At 76.6% G+C, this 25,662-nt stretch carries 24 protein-coding genes; 15 read left to right on the top strand and 9 right to left on the bottom strand.

Annotated features, from left to right (window positions below):
• Positions 1–12 precede the first annotated feature (12 nt).
• The 9 genes from IE308_RS07140 to IE308_RS07100 are packed head-to-tail and all read left to right on the top strand — an operon-like array spanning position 13 to position 8,965.
• Complete coding sequence (locus IE308_RS07140; protein WP_190217404.1) at positions 13–1,014, top strand: glycosyltransferase family 2 protein; 1,002 nt, start codon at positions 13–15, stop codon at positions 1,012–1,014.
• Positions 1,011–1,586 (top strand): D-glycero-alpha-D-manno-heptose-1,7-bisphosphate 7-phosphatase, encoded by a 576-nt coding sequence (locus IE308_RS07135; protein WP_190217403.1) that lies wholly within the window; start codon positions 1,011–1,013, stop codon positions 1,584–1,586. The genes IE308_RS07140 and IE308_RS07135 overlap by 4 nt, the downstream gene beginning before the upstream one ends.
• The gene (locus IE308_RS07130; RefSeq protein ID WP_190217036.1) at positions 1,583–2,572 is read left to right on the top strand and encodes a glycosyltransferase family 9 protein; all 990 of its coding nucleotides are present in this window, start codon (positions 1,583–1,585) and stop codon (positions 2,570–2,572) included. Before IE308_RS07135 ends, IE308_RS07130 begins: the two co-directional genes overlap by 4 nt.
• A complete protein-coding gene (locus IE308_RS07125; protein WP_110632386.1) occupies positions 2,569–3,501 on the top strand; it encodes a glycosyltransferase in 933 nt (310 codons plus the stop codon). The genes IE308_RS07130 and IE308_RS07125 overlap by 4 nt, the downstream gene beginning before the upstream one ends.
• Positions 3,498–4,715: a glycosyltransferase gene (locus IE308_RS07120; RefSeq protein WP_110632389.1), complete on the top strand. Its 1,218-nt coding sequence runs from the start codon at positions 3,498–3,500 to the stop codon at positions 4,713–4,715. Before IE308_RS07125 ends, IE308_RS07120 begins: the two co-directional genes overlap by 4 nt.
• On the top strand, positions 4,715–5,392 hold the full coding sequence (locus IE308_RS07115) for a D-sedoheptulose-7-phosphate isomerase (protein ID WP_190217035.1): 678 nt from the start codon (positions 4,715–4,717) through the stop codon (positions 5,390–5,392). Before IE308_RS07120 ends, IE308_RS07115 begins: the two co-directional genes overlap by 1 nt.
• A gap of 2 nt (positions 5,393–5,394) precedes the next feature.
• A complete protein-coding gene (gene rfaE2 / locus IE308_RS07110) occupies positions 5,395–7,137 on the top strand; it encodes a D-glycero-beta-D-manno-heptose 1-phosphate adenylyltransferase (RefSeq protein WP_190217034.1) in 1,743 nt (580 codons plus the stop codon).
• Positions 7,134–8,090 (top strand): glycosyltransferase family 9 protein, encoded by a 957-nt coding sequence (locus IE308_RS07105; protein ID WP_190217033.1) that lies wholly within the window; start codon positions 7,134–7,136, stop codon positions 8,088–8,090. The genes rfaE2 and IE308_RS07105 overlap by 4 nt, the downstream gene beginning before the upstream one ends.
• A 5-nt stretch (positions 8,091–8,095) precedes the next feature.
• Complete coding sequence (locus IE308_RS07100; protein ID WP_190217032.1) at positions 8,096–8,965, top strand: glycosyltransferase family 2 protein; 870 nt, start codon at positions 8,096–8,098, stop codon at positions 8,963–8,965.
• Positions 8,966–9,018: 53 nt separating this feature from the next.
• Here IE308_RS07100 and IE308_RS07095 read toward each other — a convergent pair whose 3' ends face one another.
• Positions 9,019–10,386, bottom strand: a complete 1,368-nt coding sequence (locus IE308_RS07095) for a hypothetical protein (RefSeq protein ID WP_373314484.1) — start codon at positions 10,384–10,386, stop codon at positions 9,019–9,021.
• Positions 10,387–10,504: 118 nt separating this feature from the next.
• Between IE308_RS07095 and IE308_RS07090 the strand changes: the two genes are divergently transcribed.
• Positions 10,505–11,758 carry a molybdopterin-dependent oxidoreductase gene (locus tag IE308_RS07090; RefSeq protein WP_229908724.1) on the top strand — a complete coding sequence of 418 codons (1,254 nt, stop codon included), beginning with the start codon at positions 10,505–10,507 and terminating at the stop codon, positions 11,756–11,758.
• 334 nt (positions 11,759–12,092) lie between these two features.
• On the opposite strand, the gene IE308_RS07085 is transcribed toward IE308_RS07090, so the two are convergent.
• The 3 genes from IE308_RS07085 to IE308_RS07075 form a co-directional block, all read right to left on the bottom strand.
• On the bottom strand, positions 12,093–12,872 hold the full coding sequence (locus IE308_RS07085) for a class I SAM-dependent methyltransferase (RefSeq protein ID WP_190217030.1): 780 nt from the start codon (positions 12,870–12,872) through the stop codon (positions 12,093–12,095).
• A gap of 313 nt (positions 12,873–13,185) precedes the next feature.
• The gene (locus IE308_RS07080; RefSeq protein WP_190217029.1) at positions 13,186–13,818 is read right to left on the bottom strand and encodes a TIGR04282 family arsenosugar biosynthesis glycosyltransferase; all 633 of its coding nucleotides are present in this window, start codon (positions 13,816–13,818) and stop codon (positions 13,186–13,188) included.
• On the bottom strand, positions 13,815–14,537 hold the full coding sequence (locus IE308_RS07075) for a glycosyltransferase family 2 protein (RefSeq protein WP_229908723.1): 723 nt from the start codon (positions 14,535–14,537) through the stop codon (positions 13,815–13,817). The genes IE308_RS07080 and IE308_RS07075 overlap by 4 nt, the downstream gene beginning before the upstream one ends.
• Before the next feature lie 103 nt (positions 14,538–14,640).
• On the opposite strand from IE308_RS07075, the gene IE308_RS07070 reads away from it, so the two are divergent.
• Together IE308_RS07070 and IE308_RS07065 are read left to right on the top strand one after the other, a co-directional pair.
• Entirely contained in the window at positions 14,641–15,369 is a 729-nt protein-coding gene (locus tag IE308_RS07070) for a response regulator transcription factor (RefSeq protein WP_190217027.1), read from the top strand.
• A 2-nt stretch (positions 15,370–15,371) separates the two neighbouring features.
• Entirely contained in the window at positions 15,372–16,484 is a 1,113-nt protein-coding gene (locus IE308_RS07065; RefSeq protein WP_110632415.1) for a sensor histidine kinase, read from the top strand.
• A 3-nt stretch (positions 16,485–16,487) separates the two neighbouring features.
• Here the strand turns inward: IE308_RS07065 and IE308_RS07060 are convergent, their stop codons facing one another.
• Positions 16,488–17,489 (bottom strand): NAD-dependent epimerase/dehydratase family protein, encoded by a 1,002-nt coding sequence (locus tag IE308_RS07060; RefSeq protein WP_190217026.1) that lies wholly within the window; start codon positions 17,487–17,489, stop codon positions 16,488–16,490.
• A gap of 177 nt (positions 17,490–17,666) precedes the next feature.
• Here IE308_RS07060 and IE308_RS07055 point away from each other — a divergent pair, with 177 nt between their 5' ends.
• Together IE308_RS07055 and IE308_RS07050 are read left to right on the top strand one after the other, a co-directional pair.
• On the top strand, positions 17,667–18,164 hold the full coding sequence (locus IE308_RS07055) for an SRPBCC domain-containing protein (RefSeq protein WP_190217025.1): 498 nt from the start codon (positions 17,667–17,669) through the stop codon (positions 18,162–18,164).
• Complete coding sequence (locus tag IE308_RS07050) at positions 18,161–18,517, top strand: ArsR/SmtB family transcription factor (protein WP_190217024.1); 357 nt, start codon at positions 18,161–18,163, stop codon at positions 18,515–18,517. Before IE308_RS07055 ends, IE308_RS07050 begins: the two co-directional genes overlap by 4 nt.
• Positions 18,518–18,536: 19 nt before the next feature.
• On the opposite strand, the gene IE308_RS07045 is transcribed toward IE308_RS07050, so the two are convergent.
• Positions 18,537–19,265: a DUF6193 family natural product biosynthesis protein gene (locus IE308_RS07045; protein WP_190217023.1), complete on the bottom strand. Its 729-nt coding sequence runs from the start codon at positions 19,263–19,265 to the stop codon at positions 18,537–18,539.
• A 108-nt stretch (positions 19,266–19,373) separates the two neighbouring features.
• Between IE308_RS07045 and IE308_RS07040 the strand changes: the two genes are divergently transcribed.
• The gene (locus IE308_RS07040; protein WP_190217401.1) at positions 19,374–20,480 is read left to right on the top strand and encodes a winged helix DNA-binding domain-containing protein; all 1,107 of its coding nucleotides are present in this window, start codon (positions 19,374–19,376) and stop codon (positions 20,478–20,480) included.
• A gap of 101 nt (positions 20,481–20,581) precedes the next feature.
• Here the strand turns inward: IE308_RS07040 and IE308_RS07035 are convergent, their stop codons facing one another.
• The 3 genes from IE308_RS07035 to IE308_RS07025 all read right to left on the bottom strand — a co-directional run bounded on the left by IE308_RS07035 (position 20,582) and on the right by IE308_RS07025 (position 25,572).
• On the bottom strand, positions 20,582–21,373 hold the full coding sequence (locus tag IE308_RS07035; RefSeq protein ID WP_110632433.1) for a S1 family peptidase: 792 nt from the start codon (positions 21,371–21,373) through the stop codon (positions 20,582–20,584).
• 231 nt (positions 21,374–21,604) lie between these two features.
• Positions 21,605–24,532 (bottom strand): helix-turn-helix transcriptional regulator, encoded by a 2,928-nt coding sequence (locus IE308_RS07030; protein ID WP_190217022.1) that lies wholly within the window; start codon positions 24,530–24,532, stop codon positions 21,605–21,607.
• 206 nt (positions 24,533–24,738) lie between these two features.
• A complete protein-coding gene (locus IE308_RS07025; protein ID WP_190217021.1) occupies positions 24,739–25,572 on the bottom strand; it encodes a helix-turn-helix transcriptional regulator in 834 nt (277 codons plus the stop codon).
• Positions 25,573–25,662: the final 90 nt, after the last annotated feature.

The raw sequence follows: 25,662 nt of genomic DNA, 5'->3' as shown, positions 1-25,662 counted from the left end.
GAGCGCCGCCGTATGAGCACCCCCTACGCCGTCGTGATCCCCACGCTCGCGCGGGACACGCTCGCCGACTGCCTGGCCGCGCTCGCCGCCGCGACCGGGCCACGACCCACCGACATCGTCCTCGTCGACGACCGTCCCGACCCCGACCCGGCCCGGCTGGAACACCCGCTGAGCGTCCTCGGCGACCTGCGCGCCCGCACCCTCGTCCTCACCAGCGGCGGGCGCGGACCGGCCGCCGCCCGCAACACGGGCTGGCGCGCGGTCGTGCAGCCGTGGGTGGCGTTCCTCGACGACGACGTGCAGGTCGGCCCGCACTGGTGCGAGCAGCTGAGCCAGGACCTCGCCGAGGCCACCCCCGACACCGGCGGCGTGCAGGGCGTCATCGCCGTGCCGCTGCCCGGCGAGCGCCGCCCCACCGACTGGGAGCGGTCCACCGCCGCGCTCGCGCAGGCCCGCTGGATCACCGCCGACATGGCCTACCGCACCGAGGCCCTCAAGGAGGTCGGCGGCTTCGACGAACGCTTCCCGCGGGCCTTCCGCGAGGACGCCGACCTCGCCCTGCGCATGCTCGACGCCGGCTGGCGCGTCCGGCAGGGCCGGCGCACCACCCGGCACCCGGTGCGGGACGCCGACCGCTGGGTCTCGCTGCGCGCCCAGCGCGGCAACGCCGACGACGCCCTCATGCGGCGCCTGCACGGGCCCGACTGGTGGCACCGGGCGCTCGCCCCGCGCGGCCGGCTCCGCGGCCACCTCGCCACCACCGCGGCCGGGCTCACCGCCGTCGGCTGCGCCCTCGCCGGCCGTCGCGCCGCCGCCGCGGGCGCCACGGCGGCCTGGGCGGCCGGCACCGCCGAGTTCGCCTGGACCCGCATCGCCCCCGGCCCGCGCACCCGGCACGAGGTCACCACGATGCTCGCCACCAGCGCCCTGATCCCGCCCGCGGCCACCTGGCACTGGCTGCGCGGCGTGTGGCGCCACCGGAACGCGGCCCCCTGGCGGGAGGTGGCGTCATGAACCCCACCGCGCCCCGGACCGGCGCGGGCCACCGCATCCGCGCCGTGCTCTTCGACCGCGACGGCACCCTCGTCGAGGACGTGCCGTACAACGGCGACCCGGAGCAGGTCCGTCCCGTGCCCGGGGCCCGGGAGGCGCTGGAGCTGCTGCGCTCGTACGGGCTGCGGACCGGGGTCGTCACCAACCAGTCCGGCGTCGGGCGCGGGCTGATCAGCGAGACCGACATGCGCCGCGTCAACGAGCGCGTCGACGAACTGCTCGGCCCGTTCGACGCGTGGGCGGTGTGCCCGCACGCCCCGGACGACGGCTGCCACTGCCGCAAACCGCGGCCCGGCCTGGTCCTCTGGGCGGCCGGACGGCTGTGCACCCCGCCGGACCGGATCGCCGTCGTCGGCGACATCGGCGCCGACGTGGAGGCCGCCCGCCGGGCCGGCGCCCACGGCATCCTCGTGCCCACCCCGGTGACCCGCCCCGAGGAGATCACCGCCGCGCCCCGCGTCGCCGAGAACCTCGCCGCCGCCGTGCGCGGCCTGCTGCGCGAGCAGCCCCTCGCCGCCGGGAGATGCGGATGAAAGCCCTGGTCAGCCGTCTCGACAGCTTCGGCGACGTGCTCCTCGCCGGGCCCGCGGTGCGCGCCGTCGCGGCCCGCGCCGACCACGTCACCCTGTTGTGCGGGCCGCTCGGGGAACCCGCCGCCCGGATGCTCCCCGGCGTCGACGAGGTCGTCGTCTGGGACGCGCCCTGGGCCGGGTTCGACCCGCCGCCCGTGCGGCCCGCCGAGATCGCCGCCCTGCTGCCCCGGCTGGCCGCCGACACCGCGCTGGTGCTCACCTCCTTCCACCAGTCCCCGCTGCCCACCGCGCTGCTGCTGCGCCTGGCCGGCGTCGCCCGCATCGCCGCCGACAGCGAGGACTACCCGGGCTCCCTGCTCGACGTACGGCACCACCGCGCCCCGCACGCCCACGAGGCCGAGGCCGCCCTCGACCTCGCGGCGGCGGCCGGCTTCCCGCCCGTCGACGACGGCCGGCTGCGCGTCCTGCCCCCGCCCGGCACCACCGCCCTGACCGGCGACGGCCCGTACGTCGTCCTGCACCCCGGCGCCAGCGTCCCCGCCCGCGCCTGGAGCCCCGGCCGCTGCGCCGAGGCCGTGCGCGAGCTGACCGCCGCCGGACACCGCGTCGTCGTCACCGGCGGCCCCGGCGAACGCGACCTGACCGCGTACGTCGCCGGCGGCACCGGCCTCGACCTCGGCGGACGCACCGACGCCCCGCTGCTCGCCGGGGTCCTCGCGGGCGCCGACGCGGTGGTCACCGGCAACACCGGACCCGCCCACCTCGCCGCCGCCACCGGCACCCCCGTCGTCTCCCTCTTCGCCCCCGTCGTACCCGCCGAACGCTGGCGGCCCTACGGCGTCCCCCACGTCCTGCTGGGCGACCAGCGGGCGCCCTGCGCGGACAGCCGCGCCCGCACCTGCCCGGTCCCCGGGCACCCGTGCCTTGAGTCGGTGACCGCGCAGGACGTGGTCGCCGCCGTAGAGAAGGTGGTGAGCGCGAGGTGAGGATCCTCATCTGGCATGTGCACGGCTCCTGGACCACGGCGTTCGTGCAGGGCCCGCACACCTACGTCGTCCCCGTCACCCCCGACCGCGGCCCCGACGGCCTCGGCCGCGCCCGCACCTTCGACTGGCCCGACAGCGTGATCGAACTCCCGCCGGAGCAGCTGCGCGACGCCGGCATCGACCTCGTCGTGCTCCAGCGGCCCCATGAACTCGCCCTCGTCGACGCGTGGCTGGGCCGCCGCCCGCCGCTGGTGTACCTGGAGCACAACGCCCCGCACGGCGACGTGCCCGACACCCGCCACCCGGCCGCCGGCCTGCCGGTCGCCGCGCTCGTCCACGTCACCCACTTCAACCGGCTGATGTGGGACAACGGCCGCGCCCCCGCGACCGTCATCGAACACGGCATCGTCGACCCCGGCCCGCGCTGGACCGGCGAACTCCCGCATGCCGCAGTCGTCGTCAACGACCCCGTCCGCCGCGGCCGTACCACCGGCACCGACCTGCTGGCGGACTTCGCCCGCGTGGCCCCCCTGGACGTCTTCGGCATGCGCACCGACCAGCTGGACGTGCCTGGCGTCACCACCCACGACCTGGTCCAGGCCGACCTGCACACCGAGATGGCCCGCCGCCGCCTCTACCTGCACCCCGTGCGCTGGACCTCCCTCGGCCTGTCCCTGCTGGAGGCGATGCACCTGGCCATGCCCGTGGTCGCGCTCGCCACCACCGAGGTCGCCGAGGCCGTACCCCCGGGCGCCGGCGTGGTCTCCAACCGCCCCGACGTCCTGCACGACGCCGTACGGGACTTCGTCGCCGACCCGCCGCACGCCCGTGCCGTCGGCGAGAGCGCACGCGCCGCGGCGCTCGCCCGCTACGGACTGACCCGCTTCCTGGACGACTGGGAGCGGCTGCTGAAGGAGGTGACCCGATGAGGATCGCCATGGTGTCCGAGCACGCGAGTCCGCTCGCCGCGCTCGGCGGCGTCGACGCCGGCGGCCAGAACGTGTACGTCGCCCGCCTCTCCGAGGAACTGGCGCGTCGCGGCCACGACGTCACCGTCTACACCCGGCGCGACTCCACCGACCTGCCCGACCGGGTGCCGCTGCCCGGCGGCGCCGTGGTGGAGCACGTCCCGGCCGGACCGCCGGAACCCGTCCCCAAGGACGACCTCTTCCCGTACATGCCCGGCTTCGGCGCCCACCTCGCCCGCGCCTTCGAACGCGAGCGGCCCGACACCGTGCACGCCCACTTCTGGATGTCCGGCATGGCCTCCCAGATCGGCGCCCACCCCCACGGCATCCCCGTCGTGCAGACCTTCCACGCCCTGGGCACCGTCAAGAGACGCCACCAGGGGCAGCTGGACACCAGCCCCGCCGAACGCGTCGACATCGAGCGCCAGATCGGCCGCACCTGCACCCGCGTCCTCGCCACCTGCACCGACGAGGTGCACGAACTCGCCGAGATGGGCGTGCCGCCCGGCCACGTCTCCGTCGTGCCCTGCGGCGTCGACGCCGGCCACTTCCGGCCCGGCGCCGACGGGCCCGGCGTACCGCCTCGCCGCGAGCGGCACCGGCTGCTGTCCTGCGGCCGCCTTGTCCGCCGCAAGGGCTACGACCGCGCCATCCGCGCCCTCACCCGGATCCCCGACACCGAACTCGTCATCGCCGGCGGGCCCCCGGCCGAGCTGCTGGAGGCCGACCCGGAGGCCGAGCGCCTGCTCGACCTCGCCGAGCGCGCCGGCGTCGCCGACCGCGTCCGCCTCGTCGGCGCCGTCGACCCGCGGCACATGCCGCAGCTGATGAACAGCGCCGACCTCGTGCTGTGCACCCCCGTGTACGAGCCGTTCGGCATCGTGCCGCTGGAGGCCATGGCGTGCGGCGTGCCCGTCGTCGCCACCGACGTCGGCGGCCACCGCGACACCGTCGCCGACGGCCGCACGGGCCGGCTGGTGCCGCCCGGCGACGCCTGGGCGATCGCCGACGCCGTCCGCGAACTCCTCGGCCACGGGCGGCTGCGCCGGCGCTACGGCGCCGCGGGACGCGAACGCGTCCTCGCCCGCTACACCTGGCGGCGCGTCGCCGACGGCGTCGAGCAGGTCTACCGGCGGGTCACGGCCGACCGCGCGGTCTCCTGGGAGGTGGCCTGATGACCCTGCACGTACCCTCCTCGTCCGTCGCCGGGCACTGCGACGAACTCCTCGACGCCCTGCACCGGTTCCGTGAGCGCGCCCAGCTCACCGAGCGGTGGGGCGAGCGGCTCGCCGCCGTGCTCGGCGGCGGCGGACGGCTGCTCGCCGCGGGCAACGGCGGCAGCGCGGCCCAGGCGCAGCACCTGACCGCCGAGCTGGTCGGCCGCTACCGCGACGACCGGCCGCCGTTCTCCGCGCTCGCGCTGCACGCCGACACCTCCTCCACCACCGCGATCGCCAACGACTACGGCGTCGACGAGGTGTTCGCCCGCCAGGTACGCGCCCACGGACGCCCCGGCGACGTGCTGATGCTGCTGTCCACCTCCGGCGCCAGCGCCAACCTGCTCTCCGCCGCCGACGCGGGCCGCGCGGCCGGGCTGAGCGTGTGGGCGCTGACCGGGCCCGCCCCCAACCCGCTGATGGCCGGCAGCGACGAGGCCCTGTGCGTGCCCGGCGCCTCCACCGCGACGGTGCAGGAGGTCCACCTGGTGGCCGTGCACATGATCTGCGAGGCCTTCGACGCGGCCGTGGAGCGGTGGCAGCCCGCGTCCGGGCGGCCGGAACGGCAGCGGGGCTTCGACCGGCGGGAACCCGGACAGCGGGCACCCGAGCGGCAGGACAGGAACCGGAGGTGATCATGTCCGGCGCCCGCAAGGCCCCCCTCGTCGTGGTCGGCGACGCCCTGCTCGACCGCGACCTGACCGGCACCGCCGACCGCCTCGCCCCCGACGCGCCGGTACCCGTCGTCGCCGACTGCGCGGAACGCCTGCGCCCGGGCGGCGCCGCCCTCGCCGCCTGCCTGGCCGCGCGCGACGGCCGGGACGTCACCCTGATCACCGGGCTCGGCGACGACGAGGCGAGCGAGGCGCTGCGTGCACTGCTCGACGGGCGGGTGCGGTTGATCGCCCTGCCGCTGACCGGGCCGCTCCCGGAGAAGACCCGCGTCCTGGCCCGCGGCCGCCCCGTCGTCCGCCTCGACCGCGGCGACGGCCGCGCCCGCGCCGCGACGGACGAGGCCCGCGAGGCGCTGCGCGCGGCCCCGGCCGTCCTGGTCGCGGACTACGGGCGGGGCGCCGCCGACGCCCTGCGCGCCGAGCTGACCGCACGCCCGCCCGCGGTCTGGGACCCGCATCCGCGGGGCGGCCCTCCGGTGCCGGGGGTACGGCTCGTCACCCCGGCCCGGGCGGAGGCCGCGGCCCTCGCCGCGCGGGCGGTGGCCGACAGCGGCACGGACACCGGTGACAGTGGCACGGGTGCCGGCACCCGCGGCAGCGGCACCGAAACGCGCGACAGCGGCACCGAAGCCGACACCCGTGGCAGCGGTACCGGCACCCGCGGCAGCGGCACAGAAGCGCGCGACAGCGGCACCGGCGCCGACACCCGCGACAGCGCACCGCCCGCCGACCCCGCGCGCGGCGCCCGTACCGGAGGGCCGCACGGCCGTGGGGCGGGTGCCGGGCGTGAGCTGCGGGACGCCGCCCGGGACGCCGGTGTGCTGGTACGGCACTGGCGGGCCGGAGCCGTGGCGGTCACCCTCGGCGAGCGGGGCGTCCTGCTGTCGTACGGCGAGCATCCGCTGCTCGTCCCCGCGCCGGTGGCCCACCACGGCGACCCCTGCGGTGCCGGGGACGCCTTCGCCGCGACGGCGGCCGGGCTGCTGGCCGACGGCGCGCTGGTCGGCGAGGCCGTCGAGGGCGCCGTGGCGGCGGCGACGGCGTTCGTCGGCGAGGGCGGCGCGGCGGCCCTGCGCCTGCCGGACGCGCTGCGGCCCACCGCCGGACGGCCCGCCTCCGACGCCGGGCCGGGTGCGGGGGCGGTCCACGCCCCGGGCGCCGGGCAGGCTTCCGGGACAGGTCACGCCGTCCGTACGACGGGGCGTCCCACGGGCCCCGCCCAAGCACCCGCCGCCCCGGAGCCCTTCGACGACCCCTTCGCCCTCGTCGCCCGCGTCCGGGCCGCCGGAGGCACCGTGGTCGCCACGGGCGGCTGCTTCGACCTCCTGCACGCCGGGCACGTGGGACTGCTGCAGGCGGCCCGCCGGATCGGGGACTGCCTGGTGGTGTGCGTGAACTCCGACGACTCCGTCCGCCGCCGCAAGGGCGCGGGACGGCCGGTGAACCCGCTCGACGACCGGGTGCGGGTGCTGCGCGCGCTGGCCTGCGTGGACGCCGTGGCCGTGTTCGACGAGGACACCCCGGAACGGCTGCTCGCCGACCTGCGGCCCGACGTGTGGGTGAAGGGCGGCGACTACGCGGGCGCCGACCTGCCCGAGGCGGCCCTGCTTCAGGAGTGGGGCGGGCAGGCGGTCCTGCTGCCCTACCTGGACGGCCGCTCCTCGACCTCGCTGCTGGCCCGGGCGGCGCGGGGAGGTGCCCGATGACGGACCGCGCCCGCGTCCTCGTCCTGCGCGCCCTCGGCCTCGGGGACCTGCTCGCCGGGGTGCCCGCGCTGCGGGCGCTGCGCCGCGGGTTCCCCGGCGCCGAGCTGGTGCTCGCCGCCCCCGCCGACCTCGCCGGGCCCGTCGCCGCCGTCGGCGCCGTGGACCGGCTGCTGCCCGCCTCCGCGCCCGGCCGTGCCGTACCCGCCGCCCTGGACTGGGACGGGCCGCCGCCGGACGTCGCCGTCGACCTGCACGGCAACGGGCCGCCCAGCCACCGGCTGCTCCAAGGGCTGCGCCCGCGCCGCCTGTTCGCCTTCGCGCACCCCGGCACCCCGGAGATCGAGGGCCCGACCTGGTGGGCGGAGGAACACGAACGGGACCGCTGGTGCCGGTTCCTGGAGTTCTACGGCATCCCCGCCGACCCCACCGACCTGCGCCTGCCCCCGCCGCCGCAGCCCTCCCCGGCCCCCGGCGCCGTCGTCCTGCACCCCGGCGCCGGCGCACCCGCCCGCTGCTGGCCCGTGGAACGGTACGCCGCCGTCGCCGCCGCCCTGCGCGAGCGCGGCCTGCGCGTCGTCGTCACCGGCGGCCCGGGTGAGGACGACCTCGTCGCCCGCCTCGCCAAGCAGGCGCGGCTGCCGGACACCGACACCTTCGGCGGCGGCCCGCCCTTCGAGCGGCTGTCCGCGCTGGTTGCCGGCGCCCGCGCCGTCCTCAGCGGCGACACCGGCATCGCCCACCTCGCCGTCGCCCACGGCACCCCGTCGGTGACCCTGTTCGGCCCGGTCCCGCCGAGCCGCTGGGGCCCGCCCCCCGGCCCCCGGCACCGCGCGCTGTGGCACCCCGGCCCCGACGAGGGCGACCCGCACGGCACCCGTCCCGACCCGGCCCTGCTGCGGATCACCCCCGACGAGGTCCTGCACGCCCTGGACCGGCTCCCCCCGAGCGGGTGAGCGCCATGACCGGCCTCGGCGTCGTCATCGCCACCCGCAACCGCGCCGACCGCCTGGCCCGCACCCTGCGGCACCTGACGGAGCTGCCCGAGCGGCCGGAGATCCTCGTCGTCGACAACGCCTCCACCGACCACACCCGCACCCTGCTCGCCCACGACTTCCCGCAGGTGGGCGTCCTCGCCCTGGCCGGGAACCGGGGCGCCGTCGCCCGTACCGACGGCGTGCGCGCCCTGTCCACGCCGTACGTCGCCTTCGCCGACGACGACTCCTGGTGGGCGCCCGGCGCCCTGGAACTCGCCGGCAAACTGCTTGAGGCCCACCCCCGGCTCGGTCTGATCGCCGCCCGCACCCTGGTCGGCCCCGCCGAGGAACCCGACCCGCTCAACGACGTCCTCGCCCGCTCCCCGCTCGGCCCCGCCGGCGACCTGCCCGGCACCCAGGTGCTCGGCTTCCTCGCCTGCGCGAGCGTGGCGCGCCGCACCGCCTACCTGGACGCCGGCGGCTTCCACCCCGTGCTGTTCTTCGCCGGCGAGGAGACCCTGCTCGCCTACGACCTCGCCGCCCGCGGCTGGGGCGTCACCCACTGCCCCGAGGTCGTCGCCCACCACCACCCCGACCCGGACCCGCGCACCGGCCGCTCGGCGCGCCTGCTGCGCAACGCCGCCCTCACCGCCTGGCTGCGCCGCCCCGTGCCGTACGCCCTCGCCCGCACCCGCGACCTGGCCGCCGACGCCCGCCACGACCCGGCGGCCCGGCAGGCCCTGCGCGAGACCCTGGCCCGTCTGCCGGCCGCGCTGCGCGACCGCCGCCCGCTGCCCCCGCACGTGGAGCGTGCCGCGCGCAGGCTGGACGCCCGCCCCGGAGCCGCCGTATGAACTGCCGTGCTGATCTGCGGCCCCCCCGGCCGTATCGGTGCGCTGTGGTCCGCTCACCAGCCCGTCAGCAGCAGGTGGTTGACGAGCAGCGCGAGCACCGCCTGGGCGGCGAGCCACGCGCGCGTGCCGGTGAGGAACGCGCACGCCGGCAGCAGCCACAGCGCGAACGGCAGCCAGATCCGCTCCGTCTCCGCCTTGCTCATCCCCGACAGATCGGCCGCGAGCAGCGCGAGCGCGGCGGCCGCGACCAGTACGGCGAGCCGCACCTCGGGCGTGCCCCGCCCGCGGGCCCGTACGGCACCACCCAGCGCGCCCCCGGCCCGCACCAGACCCGCCGCCGTCGCGAGGCCGACCAGCAGCACCGTGCAGGCCAGGTTGGCCCACACCCAGTAGCCGTACGGACGGACGCCGCCCGCCCCCTCGTAGTAGCGGCGCACCAGGAGTCGGTACGCCTCCCACCAGTCGAAGCCGGCGAGCGTGAACACGGCCGGGACCACGACGAGCCCCGCCACGAGGAAGGGCAGCGCCCGCAGCCGCCCCCGCCCCAACAGCAGTACCGCCGCCCCGGGCACCGCGAACAGCGTCAGGCCGTACGACAGGTAGCAGGTGAGGCCGAACAGCAGCCCCGACCCCAGCGCCCACCACCGCGAGCCCCCGGTGACCGCGAGCGCGAGGAGCGCCAGCGACCAGGCGGCGACCGCCGCGAAGTAGGCGTCGGGCGACGCGCCCGCCCACACCGCGGCCGGCGCCAGCACCAGGAAGGGCGCCGCCCGCCGCGCCAGGCCCTCCGAGGCCAGCGCCCGCACCGCGACCAGCACGGCCACGCACCCCGTCGCGCCGACGGTGATGCACCAGGCGCCCGCCCAGCCGCCGCCCCCGAGGCCCGCCCGGTCCAGCAGCACGAAGGTGAGGACCGCGCCCGGCGGGTGGCCGGCGACGTGCGCGGGCCAGTTGTCGGGGGAGTGCACCAGGATGTGGTGCGTGAAGTCCCGCAGGGCCGCCGGGATGTCGTGGAAGCGGCCGACGACGGGGACGTACTCGTGCCGGGTGGTCAGCCGGTCCACGACGCCCCGCTGCCAGCCGTCGACCAGCGCCAGCGACCAGATCCAGGCCAGGGTGGTGCCGTACGCGGCGAGGAGCAGGCCCCGCCAGGGCAGCCGGGCGGCGGCCCGGGGGCCGTACGCCACCACCGCGACGGCGATCGCCACGGCGGCCGGTGTGCCCGGGCCGAGGTGCGGCTCCCATGTGCCCACCAGTGGCGGCCAGTCGACGAAGAGGGTGTGCCGGGTGTCCTGGATGCGGCGGCCGACGACGATGGCGGCCACGACGAGGAGGACCGCCACGAGGACGGCGGCGAGGTCGCCGGCGGGGGGACGGGACCGGTCGGGGGCAGCGGCGCGGCTGCGCGTGCGGGTGCGGATCACACCGTCGAACGCTAGGGCTCCGGGGCCGCGGACGGCGGCCGCCCGGCCCGGACGTCAGCGTTTCGTCATGGGTCGCACCCACGTCACCGGCCCCGCCTCGGCCTACGGTCGTGCCATGCCCCGCCCCGACCGTGCCCCACGGCTCCCCACCTCGCCCGGCTTCTGGCGCAGCCCGCTGCGCGGCCCCTGGCTCACCTCCGTCCTCGGTCTCGTCCTGCTCGCCGGGATCACCGTGCTGTTCGTGACGGGACTGGTGTCGTACGCCGCCTACAACCCGGACCTGTCGCCGGTGAACGACAAGACCCCCGGCAAGGGCCTGCTCGGCTTCTACCTGTTCGCCTGGCCGACCGGCCCGCACTGGCTGTACCGGCTCACCCAGGGCGTCCACGTCACCCTCGGCCTCACCCTCATCCCCGTGCTGCTGGCCAAGCTGTGGTCGGTGGTGCCGAAGCTGTTCGCGCTGCCGCCCGCCCGCTCGGTCAGCCACGCCCTGGAGCGGATCTCCCTGCTGCTGCTCGTCGGGGGCGCCCTGTTCGAGTTCACCACCGGCGTGCTCAACATCCAGCTGGACTACCTGTTCCCCGGCTCGTTCTACGCCCTGCACTTCTACGGCGCCTGGGTGTTCTTCGCCGCGTTCGCCGTGCACGTGGCGCTGCGGCTGCCCGCGGCCCTGCGCAACGTCCGGCAGCTCAGGAGCGGCCGGGAGCGCGAGGCGGCCGAGTTGGTCTCCCCGCGTCCCGCCCCGCCGACCGTGTCCCGGCGCGGGGCGCTGGGGCTGGTCGGCGGGGCGTCGCTGCTGCTGTTCGCCACCAGCGTGGGGCAGAGCCTCGGCGGCGTCTGGCGGCGCACCGCGCTGCTCGCCCCGCACGGCGGCGCCGACCCCGGCAGCGGCCCGAACGGCTTCCAGATCAACAAGTCCGCCGCCTACGCCGGGATCCGCCCCGCCGAGACCGGCGAGGACGCCTGGCGGCTCGTCGTCACCGGCCGCACCGGCACCGTCCGCCTCGCCCGCGCCGACCTGCTGCGCCTGCCGCAGCACAGCGCGGCGCTGCCCATCGCCTGCGTGGAGGGCTGGTCCACGCCCGACCAGTGGTGGCGCGGGGTACGGCTGCGCGACCTCGCCGCGCTCGTCGGGTACGACACCGACCCGCCGGACGTGCTCGTGGAGTCCCTGCAACGGCACGGGCCCTTCCGCCGCGCCGCGCTGCGCGCCAACCAGGTCGCGGACCCGCGCTCGCTGCTCGCCCTGTCCGTCAACGGCGAGATCCTCACCGCCGACCACGGCCACCCGGCCCGGATCATCGTGCCCGCCGCGCCCGGTGTGCTGAACACCAAGTGGGTGGCCCGGCTGACCTTCGGAGACCTGTGATGCGCCGACCCCGCCTGCCGCTCGGCAGCCCGTTCGCGACGCTGCTGCTCGCCTGCTCCTTCGCCCTCGCCGGGTATGCGGGCGTGCGGCTGCTGGAGGGCGACCCGGTCGGCGTGCTGCTGTGGTTCGTGGGCGCCGCGCTCGTGCACGACCTGGTGCTGCTGCCGCTGTACACGGCGGCCGACCAGGCGCTCGTGCGGGCGCTGGACCGTGTCCGCGGCCCGGGCGCGCGGGGCGGCCGCGAACTGACCGGGTACGTGCGGGTCCCCGCGGCCCTCTCCGGACTTCTGCTCCTCGTGTGGTTCCCGCTGATCAGCGGGCGGGTCGAGGACCGCTACCGGGCGGTGACCGGGCTGTCCCCGGACGGCTTCGCCGCCCGCTGGCTGCTGATCAGCGCCGCGCTCTTCGGCGGTTCCGCGCTGCTGCTCCTGCTGCGGCTGCGCCGGCTGCGGCGGCTCCGCAGGGCCACGAAGCAGCGGCCGCCGGCCGTCCACTGATCGACCGCACGCCACCCGAGCGGGCGGGCGTGCCGCAGCAGCGCCGGTGTGCCGAGCCGGGCCCACGGGAAGGGGGCGCTGCTGCGGCCGAGGGCGTCGGTGACCCGGACCAGGACCCGCTCGTCGACGTCGGCCGGGACCGTCTCGGCGATGAGCAGACCGCCGGGCGCGAGGAGGCCGCGCAGCCGGTCCAGCAGCGCACGCGGGTCCCCGCCGATACCGACGTTCCCGTCGACCAGCAGCGCCGTGCCCCACCGGCCCTCGTCGGGCAGCGGCGCGAACACCGAGCGGCGCAGCGCCCGCCCGCCGAGCGCGGCGGTGCGGGCGACGGCGGCCTCGCTGACGTCGATGCCGAGCACCGGCACGTCCCGTGCCGCCAGCTCCGCCACCAGCCGCCCCGGCCCGCACCCCACGTCCAGCACGGCGCCCTCGCACCGCCGCAGCACCTCCAGATCGTCCGCGTCGGCCCGCGCACACCACCGCTCCACCTCCAGCGGCAGCAGCCATCCGTCCCCCCGGCTGAGGAACAGCGGCCCCCGCCCGGCCCGCACGGCATACGTGTAAGGGTCGGCACCCCAGGCACCGGCGGTGGCCTCCGACGGCAGGACGGTACTCACGACCCCACCCCGGCTCCCGGACACGCGGCGCCACCACGCTCCGCCCCGGCGGGCTGGACGGTGCGCCGACGCGGCGTCCCGGTCGTAGCCCAGCGGGCCGCCGTCGGCGCGGTGACGGTGCCCGTGACGGTCCCGTGGCCCACGCCGCCCGCCTCCGGCGGCACGTGTGCCGGCGCGGCGGCGATTCTTGTGTGCGCTCGTGCCGGACGTGGTCCGGTGGCATCGGCGTCGAGGGCCGGTCGGCCGAGGCTGCCCCCGGCGTCCGGGGTGCCGGGCCGGTCGGCCGTCGTCGTCCTCGGTGTCTCCGCGAGGCTCATCGCCGTACCCCCGCTCGTGCGCGCTCCCCGCGGACGCGGGCCAGTTCCGCCGCGAAGCGGCCGTGCGGGGCCGTCGCGGCGACCGCCTCCGCGTCCGTGGCCGTGTCCACGTCGCGGAGCGGCGGCAGGTCCCGCACCCGCAGGCCGGCGGCGACCAGCCGGGCGCGCTGGACCGCCCCGGTGTCGGGGCGGGACATCGGCACCCCGCGCAGCAGCGCCGGGTCGGGGGCCGCCAGGCCCAGCGCCCAGAAGCCGCCGTCCTCGGCGGGGCCGAACCACGCGTCGCAGCCGTCCGGTTCGACGGTGAGCAGTTCCGGGGTGACCTGGGGGGTGTCCATGCCGATGAGCAGGGCCGGGCCGGAGCACGCGGCGAAGGCCGCGGCGAGCCGTTCGTCGAGGCCGCCCGCGCACTGCGGTACGACGTCGAAGCCGGGCGGCAGCCAGGGGCCCGGCCGCCCGTCCAGGACGAGCACCCGTCGGGACGCGGGCGCCGCCGCGACCGCCCGCAGTGTGTCCGTGAGCGCCGCGGCCGCCAGCGCGGCGGCCTGTTCGGGGGTGTAGGGCGGGGTGAGCCGGGTTTTGACCCGGCCCGGGCGCGGTTCCTTGGCGATCACCAGCAGCGTGGTCACCGCACCGCCCCCTCGGCCGCCGGTTCGGCCAGCACCCGGCTCATGTCGCGTACCGCCTGCCAGGTGCCGCGCCAGGTGCCGGTCACCTTCGAGGCGCCGCTGCGCGGCAGATACGGCACATCCCGCTCGCGGATCCGCCAGCCGGCGTCCGCGGCCCGGACCACCATCTGCAGCGGGTAGCCGCTGCGCCGGTCGGTCAGCCCCAGCCCGAGCAGCGCCTCGCGCCGGGCCGCCCGCAGCGGGCCGAGGTCGTGCAGGCGCAGGCCGGTGCGGCGGCGCAGCAGCCGGGCGAGGACGAGGTTCCCGGCGCGGGCGTGCGCGGGCCACACGCCGCGGCGCTGCGGCCGGCGCCGCCCGAGCACCAGGTCGGCCGCGCCGCCGCGCACCTGCTCCACGAACGGCACCAGCAGCGCCGGATCCAGCGAGGCGTCGCAGTCGCAGAAGCACACGATGTCCGCGCGGGCCGCGAGCAGGCCCGTGTGGCAGGCCGCGCCGAAGCCGCGCCGCGGCTCCTGCACCACGGTCGCGCCGAGGCGGCGGGCGAGGTCGGCCGAGCCGTCGGTGGAGCCGTTGTCCACCACCAGGGCCCGCCAGCCGTCCGGGATGCGTTCCAGCACCCAGGGCAACGCCTCGGCCTCGTCCAGACAGGGCAGTACGACGTCGACGTCCGGGATCGCGGACGTCGGGGAAGTCGGGAAAGGGGTCGTCACGGCTCTCACCCTACGGACGCGAAACGGACGAAAAGGGCGCCGCCGTCTTACGAAACGCGGACGTCCGCGCAGGCCCGCGCCACGCCGGGCGGCGCGGTGCGAGGCTGGAGGCATGCAGCAGCCGTACGACACGCCGGGCGCCGAAGCGGACGCGGGCGCCCGGGTCCTGGTCGTCGACGACGACCCCACCGTGGCCGAGGTGGTCTCCGGCTACCTCGACCGCGCCGGCTACGTCGTGGACCGCGCCGGCGACGGTCCGGCCGCCCTCGCCCGCGCCGCCGCGCACTGGCCCGACCTGGTCGTCCTCGACCTGATGCTGCCCGGCATGGACGGTCTGGAGGTGTGCCGCCGGATGCGCGGCCACGGGCCGGTGCCGGTCATCATGCTCACCGCGCGCGGCGACGAGGACGACCGCATCCTCGGCCTGGAGGTCGGCGCCGACGACTACGTCACCAAGCCGTTCAGCCCCCGCGAACTCGTCCTGCGCGTCGAGTCCGTGCTGCGCCGCACCCGGCCCGCGGGGACGCCCGGCATGCTGCGCGCCGGCGGACTGGAGGTCGACCCGGCGGGCCGCCGCGCCGTCAAGGACGGCGGTGAACTCGCCCTGACCATCCGCGAGTTCGACCTGCTGGCGTTCTTCCTGCGGCACCCGGGCCGCGCCTTCACCCGCGAGGAGCTGATGCGCGAGGTGTGGGGGTGGGACTTCGGCGACCTGTCCACCGTCACCGTGCACGTGCGCCGGCTGCGCGGCAAGGTCGAGGACGACCCGGGCCGCCCCCGTCTGATCCAGACCGTGTGGGGCGTCGGCTACCGCTTCGAGACCGCGGCGAACGGGAGCTGACCGTGCGTGACATGCTCCTCATCGCCCTGTACGCCTTCCTCGGCGCCACCGCGGCCGGAGTGCTCGGCGCGGGTGTGCTGCTGCTGATCCGGCGCCGCTCGCTGACCGCCTCCCTCGCGGTGGTCGCCGCCGTCGCGGTCACCGCGATGCTGGCCGGCACGCTCGCCGTCGCCCGGGCGATGTTCCTCTCCGGCCACGACCTGACCGTCGTCACCACGGTCGTCGCGATGGCCGCCGTGGTGTCGCTGGCGACCGCGCTGCTGCTGGGTCGCTGGGTCGTCGCCCGCAGCCACGCCCTCGCCCTGGCCGCCCGCGCGCTCGGCGACGACGGCTCCTTCGCCGCCCCCGACGGCCCCGCCACCGCCGAACTGGCCGCGCTCAGCCGGGAGCTGGCCACCACCAGCGCCCGCCTCGCGGCGTCCCGGGAGCGGGAGCGGGCCCTGGAGTCCTCCCGGCGCGAACTCGTCGCCTGGATCTCCCACGACCTGCGCACCCCGCTCGCCGGACTGCGCGCCATGGCCGAGGCGCTGGAGGACGGCGTCGCCGCCGACCCCGACCGGTATCTGCGGCAGATCCGCACCGAGGTGGAACGCCTCAACGACATGGTCGGCGACCTGTTCGAACTCTCCCGCATCCACGCCGGCACGCTCGCCCTCGCGCCCGCCCGGATCTCCCTGTACGACCTGGTCGGCGACGCCCTCGCGGGCGCCGACCCGCTCGCCCGCGAGCACGGCGTACGGCTGGTCGGGGACCGCATCGAACCGGTGCCGGTCGAGGTGGACGGCAGGGAGATGAGCCGCGTCCTCGGCAACCTCCTCGTCAACGCCATCCGCCGCACCCCCGCCGACGGCACGGTCGCCGTCGCCGCCGAACGCTCGCCCGACGGCGTCGTGGTGTCCGTGACCGACGGCTGCGGCGGCATCCCCGAGGAGGACCTGCCGCGCGTCTTCGACACCGGCTGGCGCGGCAGCCACGCCCGTACGCCCCCGGCGGGCGCGGGACTCGGCCTCGCCATCGTGCGGGGCATCGTCGAGGCCCACCAGGGGCGCGCGACCGTCCGCAACATCCCCGGCGGCTGCCGCTTCGAGGTCACCCTGCCCACGGCACCGGGCTGAGGCTCACTCGCCGCGCAGCGGGGCCGCCGCGAACTCCCGCATGCCGTCGGCGAAGCCCACCTCCGCCTTCCAGCCCAGCCGGTCCCGCAGCCGTGAGGAGTCGGCCGTGACGTGCCGGACGTCGCCGAGCCGGTACTCGCCCGTGACGACGGGCTCGGGCCCGCCGTACGCGGCGGCCAGCGCCCGCGCCATCTCACCGACGGTGTGCGGCTCACCGCTGCCCACGTTGTACGCGGCGAGCACCCCGCCGGCCTGATCGGCCTCCAGCGCCACGGCGTTGGCCGCCGCCACGTCCCGCACGTGCACGAAGTCCCGTCGCTGCCGCCCGTCCTCGAACACCCGCGGCGCCTCGCCGCGCGCCAGCGCGGACCGGAAGAGGGAGGCGACCCCGGCGTACGGCGTGTTTCGCGGCATCCGCGGCCCGTACACGTTGTGGTACCGCAGCGACACCGCCGACCCGCCCGTCGCGCGCGCCCACGCCGCCGCCAGATGCTCCTGGGCCACCTTGGTCGCCGCGTACACGTTCCGCGGGTCGAGCGGCGCGTCCTCGCCCACCAGCCCCGGCGTCACCTCGGCACCGCACAGCGGGCACAGCGGCTCGAACCGCCCGGCGTCCAGGCCGGCGACATCCCGCGGCCCGGGCCGTACGACGCCGTGCCGGGCGCACTCGTACCGTCCCTCGCCGTACACCACCATCGACCCGGCCAGCACCAGGCGCCGCACGTCCGCGTCGGCCATCGCGGCGAGCAGCACGGCCGTACCGAGGTCGTTGCGGGAGACGTACTCGGCCGCGTCGGCGACGCCGTCGCCGAGCCCGACCATCGCCGCCTGGTGGCACACGGCGTCCACGCCGACGAGCGCGCGCTCCACGGCGTCGCGGTGGCGTACGTCCGCCGCCGCGTCGGCCCGCACGTCGAACACCACGGGCTCGTGCCCGCGCGCGGCGAGCGCCTCGACGACATGGGACCCGATGAACCCGGCACCGCCGGTGACCAGTACGCGCATGGACCGCAGGCTAGGGCGCGGGAGGGGGCGGGGCGCAGGACCCCGCCGGACATGTCACCGGTCGGTAAGGAAGACGGCGAGCCAGCACATGCAACCCACGGGTTGCGCGCAGCCCCTCGATGTGCAACCTTTGAATTGCACATTGCGCATCGCGTATCCGCTTCGAAGGAGAGACCCATGACCGACGCCACCCACACCGCCGCGGAACTGGCCGAGCTGGACCGGATCGCGCGGCAGATCGACATCGACGCCCCGGCCGAGCGCGTCTGGGAGCTGGTCGCCCGGCCCGGCTGGTACATCAACGACGGCACGGTCGACGCCGAGCCGGACCTGCGCTACGAGGACGACGTGGCGGTGGTCCGCCATCCCGAGATGGGCGAGTTCCGCTTCCGCACGGTCGAGCTGGACAAGCCGCGCTACGCGGCGTTCCGCTGGATCGGCACCCCGTCCCGGGACGAGTCGACGCCCTCCACCCTCGTCGAGTTCTGGATCGAGGAACGGGACGGCGGCGGGGTCACCCTGCGCGTGGTCGAGAGCGGCTTCTCCGGGCTCGCCGACGACCCGGCGGACTGGCTGAAGCAGCGCGAGGGCAACGACAAGGGCTGGCTCACCGAACTGCAGGCGGCGAAGACCTTCGTCGAGGCGGACACGCAGGCCCCGGCGGGCCGCCCGTGACGGCCCCCGCCCCGCTGCCGACCGTGTGCGCCGCGCTCGGTGACCCGACGCGCTGGGAGATCCTCACCCGCCTCGGCGAGGGCCCGATGTCCGCGTCCGCGCTGGCCAAGGTGATGCCGGTGAGCCGCCAGGCCATCGGCAAGCACCTGGAGGTGCTGCGCGAGGTCGGCCTGGTCGAGTCCGAACAGCGCGGCCGCGAGGTCGTCCACGTCGCGGTCGGCGCCCGCCTCGGCGCCCTGGCCCGCGAACTGGACCGGATAGGCCGCTCCTGGGAGACCCGCCTGCTGCGCCTCAAGGAACTGGCGGAGCGTCCTGCGGACCCCGAGACGGCGGAGGGAAGCGCCGACCGCTGACGGGGCAAGGCGCCGCCGGTCAGAGGGCGTCGTCGGCTCCGGCGACGGCCGGACCGAGGCCCACCGGAAGGTGGGCCACGGCCAGGGCCACAGCCTCGTCCGCGGTGTCGGCTTCACCGATGAGGTCGCCGTCGTGCAGGGACGCCCGGACCCGGTAGGGGCGGCCGTCGTGCGCGGGGGCGATGGCGACCTCCACCCCCGACGACTGGCCGGTGCCGGCGCTGAAGCCCAGCGTCCAGTGGCTCGAGAACGCGGACAGCCGCCTGAGCCGCGGATCGGCATACGCCGCTTCCACCAGCAGGGCGAACTCCGGGAACCCCCGCTCGCCGGCTGCCTGTTCCCTCAGCTGACGCCACTGGAGGTCGACCACCGCCGCCGGTCCCCGTTCATGGGCCCGCGCGCGCTCGTCGGAGGACAGAAAGGGGAACAGCTCCCGCAGTTCGCTCAGGCTCCTGCCCTCCCCCCAGGCCACGGCCGCCCCTACGACGTCCCTCAGGTCGGCTGTCGCCCCCCTGACCAGCTCGACCCCTCGGCTCCTGCCCCACACCACGAACAGGCGCTTCTCCGCTGCCAGAGCGACGGACAGAGGGCGACGGAACGGCACCGGCGGCGGGCTGACCGGCGCGACGGACGCGCCCCCGCTCTCGGGTACGACGGTCACGTGCACGGCGCGTTCACCCGCCGCGCGCTCCAGAGCGGCGGCCAGGCCGCCCACGGCCACCAGGTCGGGATAGAGATCGGGGTCCACCTCAGCAGTGTGGCGCCCCGGACGGCCAAGTGGTCGCTCCGCACCAGTCCGTTGCACAAGCGGACGATATCTGTCCTACTTCGCCGCTAGCGTGCCCTCATGAGGAACATGAGGAAGACCGCGGCCTCCCCGGCCCCCGTCCTCGGCACCCGCGCCCTCAACCGGGCCACGCTCGCCCGGCAGTGGCTGCTGCGGCGTGAGCGGCGTTCCGCGCTCGACACCGTCGGGCATCTGCTCGGGCTGCAGGCGCAGAACGTCCGGCCGCCGTACTACGCGCTCGCCGCACGGCTCGACGGGTTCGCGCCCGCGGAGCTGTCCGCCGCGATGGCCGGGCGGGCGGCCGTGCGGATCGTGACCATGCGGTCCACCATCCACACCCACACCGCCGAGGACTGCCTCACCCTGCGCCCGTTCGTGCAGCCCGCCCGCGAACGCGAGGTGACCGTCTTCCGCAAGGGGCTCGTCGGCGTCGATCTGGACCGGCTCGCCGCGCTCGCCCGCGAGCTCGTCGAGGCCGAGCCGCGCACCCCGCAGCAGCTGCGCGAGGCGCTGAGCGCCGAGTGGCCGGACGCCGACCCGCAGGCCCTCGGCATCGCCGCCCGCTGCCGGCTCCCGCTGGTCCAGGTCACCCCGCGCGGCCTGTGGGGCGAGAGCGGCCGCGTCGCCCTCACCACCGCCGAGCACTGGCTCGGCCGGCCCGCCGAGGAACCCCCGGCGCAGGAGGCCGTCGTACGGCGCTATCTCGCCGCGTTCGGTCCCGCCTCCGTGAAGGACATGCAGACCTGGTCCGGGCTGACCCGGCTGCGGCCCGCGTTCGAACGGCTGCGCCCGGAGCTGGTCACCTTCCGCGACCCGAACGGCGTCGAGCTGTACGACCTGCCCGACGCCCCGCGCCCCGACCCGGACACCCCGGCCCCGCCCCGCTTCCTGCCCGAGTTCGACAACCTGCTGCTGTCCCACGCCGACCGCACCCGCGTCATCCCGCCCGAGCACTGGGGCCGCAGCTGGCAGGGCAACGTCGCCTACCGCACCCTCCTCGTCGACGGCTTCCTCGCCGGGCTGTGGGCGCTGCGGGACGACGCCCTCGTCATCGAGCCGTTCGGCAGGCTGGGCGCGGACCGGCGGGAGGACGTCGTCGCCGAGGCCGAGCGTCTGCTGACGGTCCTGCACCCCGGGGCGTCGTACGACATCCGCTTCGGGACCGTACGGACGTGAAGCCGTGCGCCCATGGATAGGGGGGCGCTGCGGGCTGCTCGTGGAAGCTCGCAACGCCCCCCTGGTTACTCACCTGAGGGGTACTCAGGAGACCTCCGGAGTCAGGAGGTGACCTGCGCGGTCACCAGGGCGGAGAACGTGGTCAGCCGGGTGTAGACACCCGGGTAACCGGCCTCCGCGCACCCCTCTCCCCAGGAAGTGATCCCTGCCAGGACGCCCCCGATGAGCAGGGGACCGCCGCTGTCGCCCTGGCAGGTGTCCACGCCGCCGGACGTGTATCCGGCGCACACCATGTCGGACTGCACGAAGTCCGAGCCGTACGCAGTCCTGCAGCCGGAGTCGGACACGACCGGGACGGTCGCGGTCCGCAGCTGGTTGGAGGAGCTGCCGTTCTCGCGGGTGGTGCCCCACCCGAGGATGCGGGCCGTGGTGCCCGCCGCGTACACCGAGGTGTCGGACGCCGAGACGTACTTCGCCGCGGTGTACGGCATCGCCGTGGACAGCGTCAGGACGGCCACGTCGTCGCCGCGCGTGGCGTCCCGGTAGTCCGGGTCGACCCAGATCCTGCTGACCCGGCTGACCGTGCCGTTGGTGCCGTTCAGGTAGGTGCGGCCGCCGACCACCCGGATGCTGCTGGTGGTCTCGCCGGCCATGCAGTGCGCCGCGGTGACCACCTTGGTGGGTGCGACGAGGGTGCCGCCGCAGAACTGGTTCTGCGACGCGTCGGTGATCTGCATCATGAACGGGTAGGCCGTGGTGGTCGTCGTGGTGCCGCCGACGATGGGCTGCGGAGCGGCGACCGCGGACGGCGCGCCGAGGAACGCTGTCGCGGCGGCGGCAGCGGTCGCGGCGAGCGCGGCGGCGGTCTGTCTTGCGCGGGTGAGCCCGAACATGAGTCTCCTCAGTGGCGTTGCCGGTGGGGGGTTCGCGCGGGTGTGGGGGGTGAACACGGGGGCCTCGGGACCGGCCCCCGTATGCCCGGCGAGCGGCACGCCCTTACGCTAGAACCCGGCCCGCGCTCCTCCCAATGAGGGAAACCCCCTAGGGGAGTTGGGCAGGGAAAACCCTCGGTCCGCCCCTGGGGGGCCCGTCCGAACCGTCAGGGCAGTAAAACCCCGCCGGGCTCACTTCGCGTGGTGCCCCGCCGCCAGCCGGACGATGTCCACCCGCGAGCGGATCCCCAGCTTGCGGTAGACCCGGGTGAGGGTCGCCTCGACCGTCTTGACGCTGATGAACAGGCGTGCCGCGATCTCCCGGTTGGTGGCGCCCTCCATCACCAGCGCCGCCACCTGACGCTCCATCGAGGCGAGCCCCTCCAGCGCCGACTCCCGCTCGCCGGCCGGCGGCGGGGGCAGCGCCGGGCCCGCCGCGACGGCGGCCTCGACCTGCCGCAGCCAGGGCAGCGCACGGCAGCGGCGGAACAGCCGCGCCGCCTCGTCGAACGAGGTCGGACCCACCGCCGCCGGACCCGCCGACGCCGAACCGGCCGATGCCGCACCCGTCGACGCCGGGCCGGCCGCCCCCGCACCCGCCGGCGCCGCACCGGCCCCGCCCTCACGCGGTGCGCCGAGCGGGCGCGGCCGGGTGCGCAGCCGGGCCAGCGCGAACGCGGTCCGCGCCTCCTCCAGGCCGTACCCCAGCTTGGCGAGCCGGTCCTGAACGCTCGTCAGCTGCGCGACGGCGGCGTCGTGGTCGCCGCGCGCGGCCCGCACCAGCGACTCGGCGCGGTCCAGGACGGCGAGGACGCTCTCCCGGCCCAGCCGCAGCGCGTGCTCACGGGTGACGTCGACGACGTCCTGCGCCTCGCCGATCTCGCCGACGGCCACGAGCGCCTCGGCCAGATCGCCCTGCCAGCGCCCGCGCGCCGGGTCGTGGATGCCGAGGCCCTGCTCCAGCTCCCGCACCCGGCGCAGCGCGACCACCGCGGCCTGCGCGTCCCCGGCGACCAGATGGGCGTAGCCCAGGGCGGCCAGGGCGCGCGAGAGGTACATCTGGTCGCCGTCCTCCTCGGCGTGCTCGGCCGCCTCCCGGGCGAGCGCCAGCGCCTTGTCGACCTCGCCGCCGGAGGCCTCCGCGAGGGAGGTGAGCATCGCCGACGCGCCCAGCCCGATCCCGGAGTCGCGGGCCAGCCGGAGGCTCTCCCGGGCCAGGTCGAGCGCGCGCCCGCAGTGCCCGGAGCGCAGCTCGGTGTCGGCGAGGAACCGCTGGAAGTGCACCTCGGACTCGACCATGCCGCGCCGCTGCACTTCGCGCAGCAGCGAGGTGATGACCGTACGGGCCTCGGGCAGCTGGTCGCTCATCAGCAGCCAGCGGAAGCGGGCCGCGCCCGCCCCGTTGTGGTGGCAGGCCACGTAGGGGTCCTGAGGCTCCTTCAGGGCCCGCTTGATCGTCACGGGCGCGTTCGGATGCCCCATCAGCGTCTCGGTGGAGGCCTGGAAGGCGAGCGCCATCAGCTCGGTACGGCGGTCCGCGCCGCGCGCGGCCAGCTCGGCGGCGTGCGCGGCCTCCTCGCGGGCCTCGGCGAAGTCGCCCTCGACGACCAGTCCGCGCCAGGCCAGCTGGTAGTGCACCTGGGCGAGCAGCCGCGGGTCGTCGCCCGCGTCGGCGAGCACTTGCGGGAAGACCGCGTCGACGTCGCCGAGCGCCTGCCCGGCCGACTCGATCACCACCATCCAGGCCCGCACCCGCTGGGTCGGGGCGGCGGCCCGGGTCAGCACCTCCCGCGCGATGTCCCGGGCGAGGTCCACCTCGCCGGCGGTGATCGCGTCCTCCGCGGCCTGCAGCCGCCGGTCGTCGGCGCCGGGCACGCTGCCGGCCGGGGTGTGCCGGGCGGCGAGCAGCCCCAGCGAGGCCGCCACCGAGGGCGCCCCGCGGTCCCGGGCGAGTGCGGCGGCCTCCGCCAGCCGGGCCGCGACCTTCGGATCGGTGCCGGTGGTGGCCAGGGCCAGGTGCCGGGCCCGCTCGATCGGGTCGGACGCGGCCGTGGACAGCGCCGCGTGCGCGGCCCGCCGCTCCTGCGCCGGGGCCTCCGCGTACAGCGCGGCGGAGATCAGCGGGTGCGCGAACCGTACGGCGGGACCCTCCGGGTCGGTCGCCAGCAGCCCCAGCGCCGCGGCCTGCGCGCACTCCGCCTCGGCGTTGTCCCGGCCGGCCGCGTGCAGCAGCGCCTGGGTGGGACGGGCGCCGACGCTCGCGACGAGCAGGGTGCGGCGCGCCTCCTCGGAGAGCATGTCCAGGCGTTTGAGGACCAGGGCCCGCAGCGAGGTCGGCACCGGCAGCGGCTCGCCGGGCCGGGGCGGGGTGGGGTTCTCACTGAGGGCGCGGCCCAGCTCCAGGGCGAACAGGGGGTTGCCGCCGCTGGTGCGGTGGATGTCGCGGACCGTGGTGCGGGACAGACCGGTGTAGCCGCGGTGGTCGAGCAGGGCGGAGACCTGGGTGCGGGTGAAGGGGCCGAGGCGGACGGCGAGGGTGTCGGGCGGGGAGGAGTTCAGGAAGCGGTCGTACTCCTGGCCCTCGGTGCGGACCGCGCAGAGCATCTGCACCGGGGTGTCGCCGAGGCGGCGGGCGGCGAAGCCGAGCAGTTCGGCGCTGGCCGCGTCCAGCCACTGCAGGTCGTCGGCGACGAGCAGGACGGGCCCGTCGGCGGCCAGCGCGCGCAGCGCCGAGAGCACCGCGAGCCGCAGGGCCAGACCGTCGCGCAGGGTGGGCTCGCCGCGGCCGGTGAGCGCGGACTCCAGGGCGTCGCGCTGGGCGGCGGGCAGCCGGTCGGCGACCTCGTCGAGGACCAGGCCGAAGAGGTCGGCCAGGGCGAGGAACGGCAGGTGCGATTCCGACTCGGTGGCCGAGCAGCGCAACACGGTCCGGGCCGTGCGGCCGTATTCCGCGGCGATTGCCCGCAGCACGGTCGATTTTCCTATTCCGGCGGGCCCGTGGAGCAGCACGCTGCCGCCCGAGCCAAGCTGCTCGCGCGCCGCGCCGAACAGCTCCTCCCTGCCGATGACCAGGTCGGGGCGGCATCTCGCAGACTCCTGGAAGTCCCGTCGCACGGTCACCGCTCCCTCCGAGTGTCGTGTCCGGGCCAAATTCTAGGCAACAGCTGCGGAAATCCGGGCGGACGGTGTGGTGAGGGATATAACAACGGTACGCATATGACAATTCAAGATGCTGTCCACTGAATGGTCACCGCTCATCTCACACCCTTCGCCCGTGCCTGCGGCCCGTCGCCCCGACCGGCGTCCAGGGTAGGCCCCGCCGGAGGCTACGGCAGCAGTCCCGCACGCCGGGCCGCCGTCACCGCCTCGCCCCGGGTGTGGGCGCCCAGCTTGCGCATGGCCGCGCGCAGGTAGGACTTCACCGTCTCCGGGCGCAGCCCGAGCCGCTCCGCGGTCGCCGCGTTGGTCGCCCCGGCCGCCACGCACGCCAGGACGTCCAGCTCGCGGGGCGCGAGGCTCACGGCGCTCGCCCCGCCGGCCGGCGCCAGCAGCCCGCACGCCGCGAGCAGCTCCGCGCGCATCCCCGGGTCGGCGATCCGCGGCGCCAGCGCCCGCAGCGCCGCGTGCGCCTCCCTGACCTGCTCCCAGGCGGCGGCCGACCCGGCCGGGGCGGCGGGCTCCGCGCGGGCCGCCGCCAGCAGGTCGCCCGCCTCCTCCCGCACCACCAGCGCCTGCTCCACGTCCCGCGCCGCCGCCACGGCCTCGCTCAGCGTGCGGTCGCCCAGCGGCTGGGCCGTGCGCAGGGCGCCGTAGAGCACACCGCGCACCCGGCGCCGCACCACCACCGGCACCGCGAGCACCGAGCGCAGGCCCTCCTCGGCGACGGCGGCGTCGTACTCGTGGCTGATCTGCCGGGACGCCGAGTAGTCGGTCACCGCGCACGGCCGGGCCAGCGCCACCGCCTTGCCGCCCAGGCCGCTGCCTGAGGTCACCGCGAGCGCCCGCAGCGCGACGGTCGCGTTGCCGCTCAGCTCGCTGATCCGCATCTGCCGCCGCCCGGGGTCGACCAGCCCGCCGAAGGCCACGGGCAGCCCGGTCGCCCGCCGCAGCCGCGCCAGCGCTGCCTGGATCTCCACCGTCCCCGTCGCGTGCGCTGCCACCCGTTTCGCCCTTTCGCCGCGGCCCCTGTGCCGCCTCCACCCCCGTTCGGGGGTAGTGAGACCTGCATCACGGATTACACGATGTCCGTG

The sequence above is a fragment of the Streptomyces griseosporeus genome (assembly GCF_014656055.1).
GTDB lineage: Bacteria > Actinomycetota > Actinomycetes > Streptomycetales > Streptomycetaceae > Streptomyces > Streptomyces griseosporeus.
The sequence above is the reverse complement of the archived record's forward strand: the minus strand, read 5'-3'. Positions and strand labels throughout refer to the sequence as shown.

Bases quoted from the DNA above. Each gene is read 5' to 3' on its own strand.
- IE308_RS07090 (WP_229908724.1), top strand. From the start codon at position 10,505: ATGCCCCGCCCCGACCGTGCCCCACGGCTCCCCACCTCGCCCGGCTTC.
- IE308_RS07135 (WP_190217403.1), top strand. From the start codon at position 1,011: ATGAACCCCACCGCGCCCCGGACCGGCGCGGGCCACCGCATCCGCGCC.
- IE308_RS07060 (WP_190217026.1), bottom strand. From the start codon at position 17,489: ATGCGCGTACTGGTCACCGGCGGTGCCGGGTTCATCGGGTCCCATGTC.
- IE308_RS07130 (WP_190217036.1), top strand. From the start codon at position 1,583: ATGAAAGCCCTGGTCAGCCGTCTCGACAGCTTCGGCGACGTGCTCCTC.
- IE308_RS07115 (WP_190217035.1), top strand. From the start codon at position 4,715: ATGACCCTGCACGTACCCTCCTCGTCCGTCGCCGGGCACTGCGACGAA.
- IE308_RS07105 (WP_190217033.1), top strand. From the start codon at position 7,134: ATGACGGACCGCGCCCGCGTCCTCGTCCTGCGCGCCCTCGGCCTCGGG.
- IE308_RS07040 (WP_190217401.1), top strand. From the start codon at position 19,374: ATGAGGAAGACCGCGGCCTCCCCGGCCCCCGTCCTCGGCACCCGCGCC.
- rfaE2 (WP_190217034.1), top strand. From the start codon at position 5,395: ATGTCCGGCGCCCGCAAGGCCCCCCTCGTCGTGGTCGGCGACGCCCTG.
- IE308_RS07055 (WP_190217025.1), top strand. From the start codon at position 17,667: ATGACCGACGCCACCCACACCGCCGCGGAACTGGCCGAGCTGGACCGG.
- IE308_RS07120 (WP_110632389.1), top strand. From the start codon at position 3,498: ATGAGGATCGCCATGGTGTCCGAGCACGCGAGTCCGCTCGCCGCGCTC.
- IE308_RS07100 (WP_190217032.1), top strand. From the start codon at position 8,096: ATGACCGGCCTCGGCGTCGTCATCGCCACCCGCAACCGCGCCGACCGC.
- IE308_RS07035 (WP_110632433.1), bottom strand. From the start codon at position 21,373: ATGTTCGGGCTCACCCGCGCAAGACAGACCGCCGCCGCGCTCGCCGCG.
- IE308_RS07140 (WP_190217404.1), top strand. From the start codon at position 13: ATGAGCACCCCCTACGCCGTCGTGATCCCCACGCTCGCGCGGGACACG.
- IE308_RS07070 (WP_190217027.1), top strand. From the start codon at position 14,641: ATGCAGCAGCCGTACGACACGCCGGGCGCCGAAGCGGACGCGGGCGCC.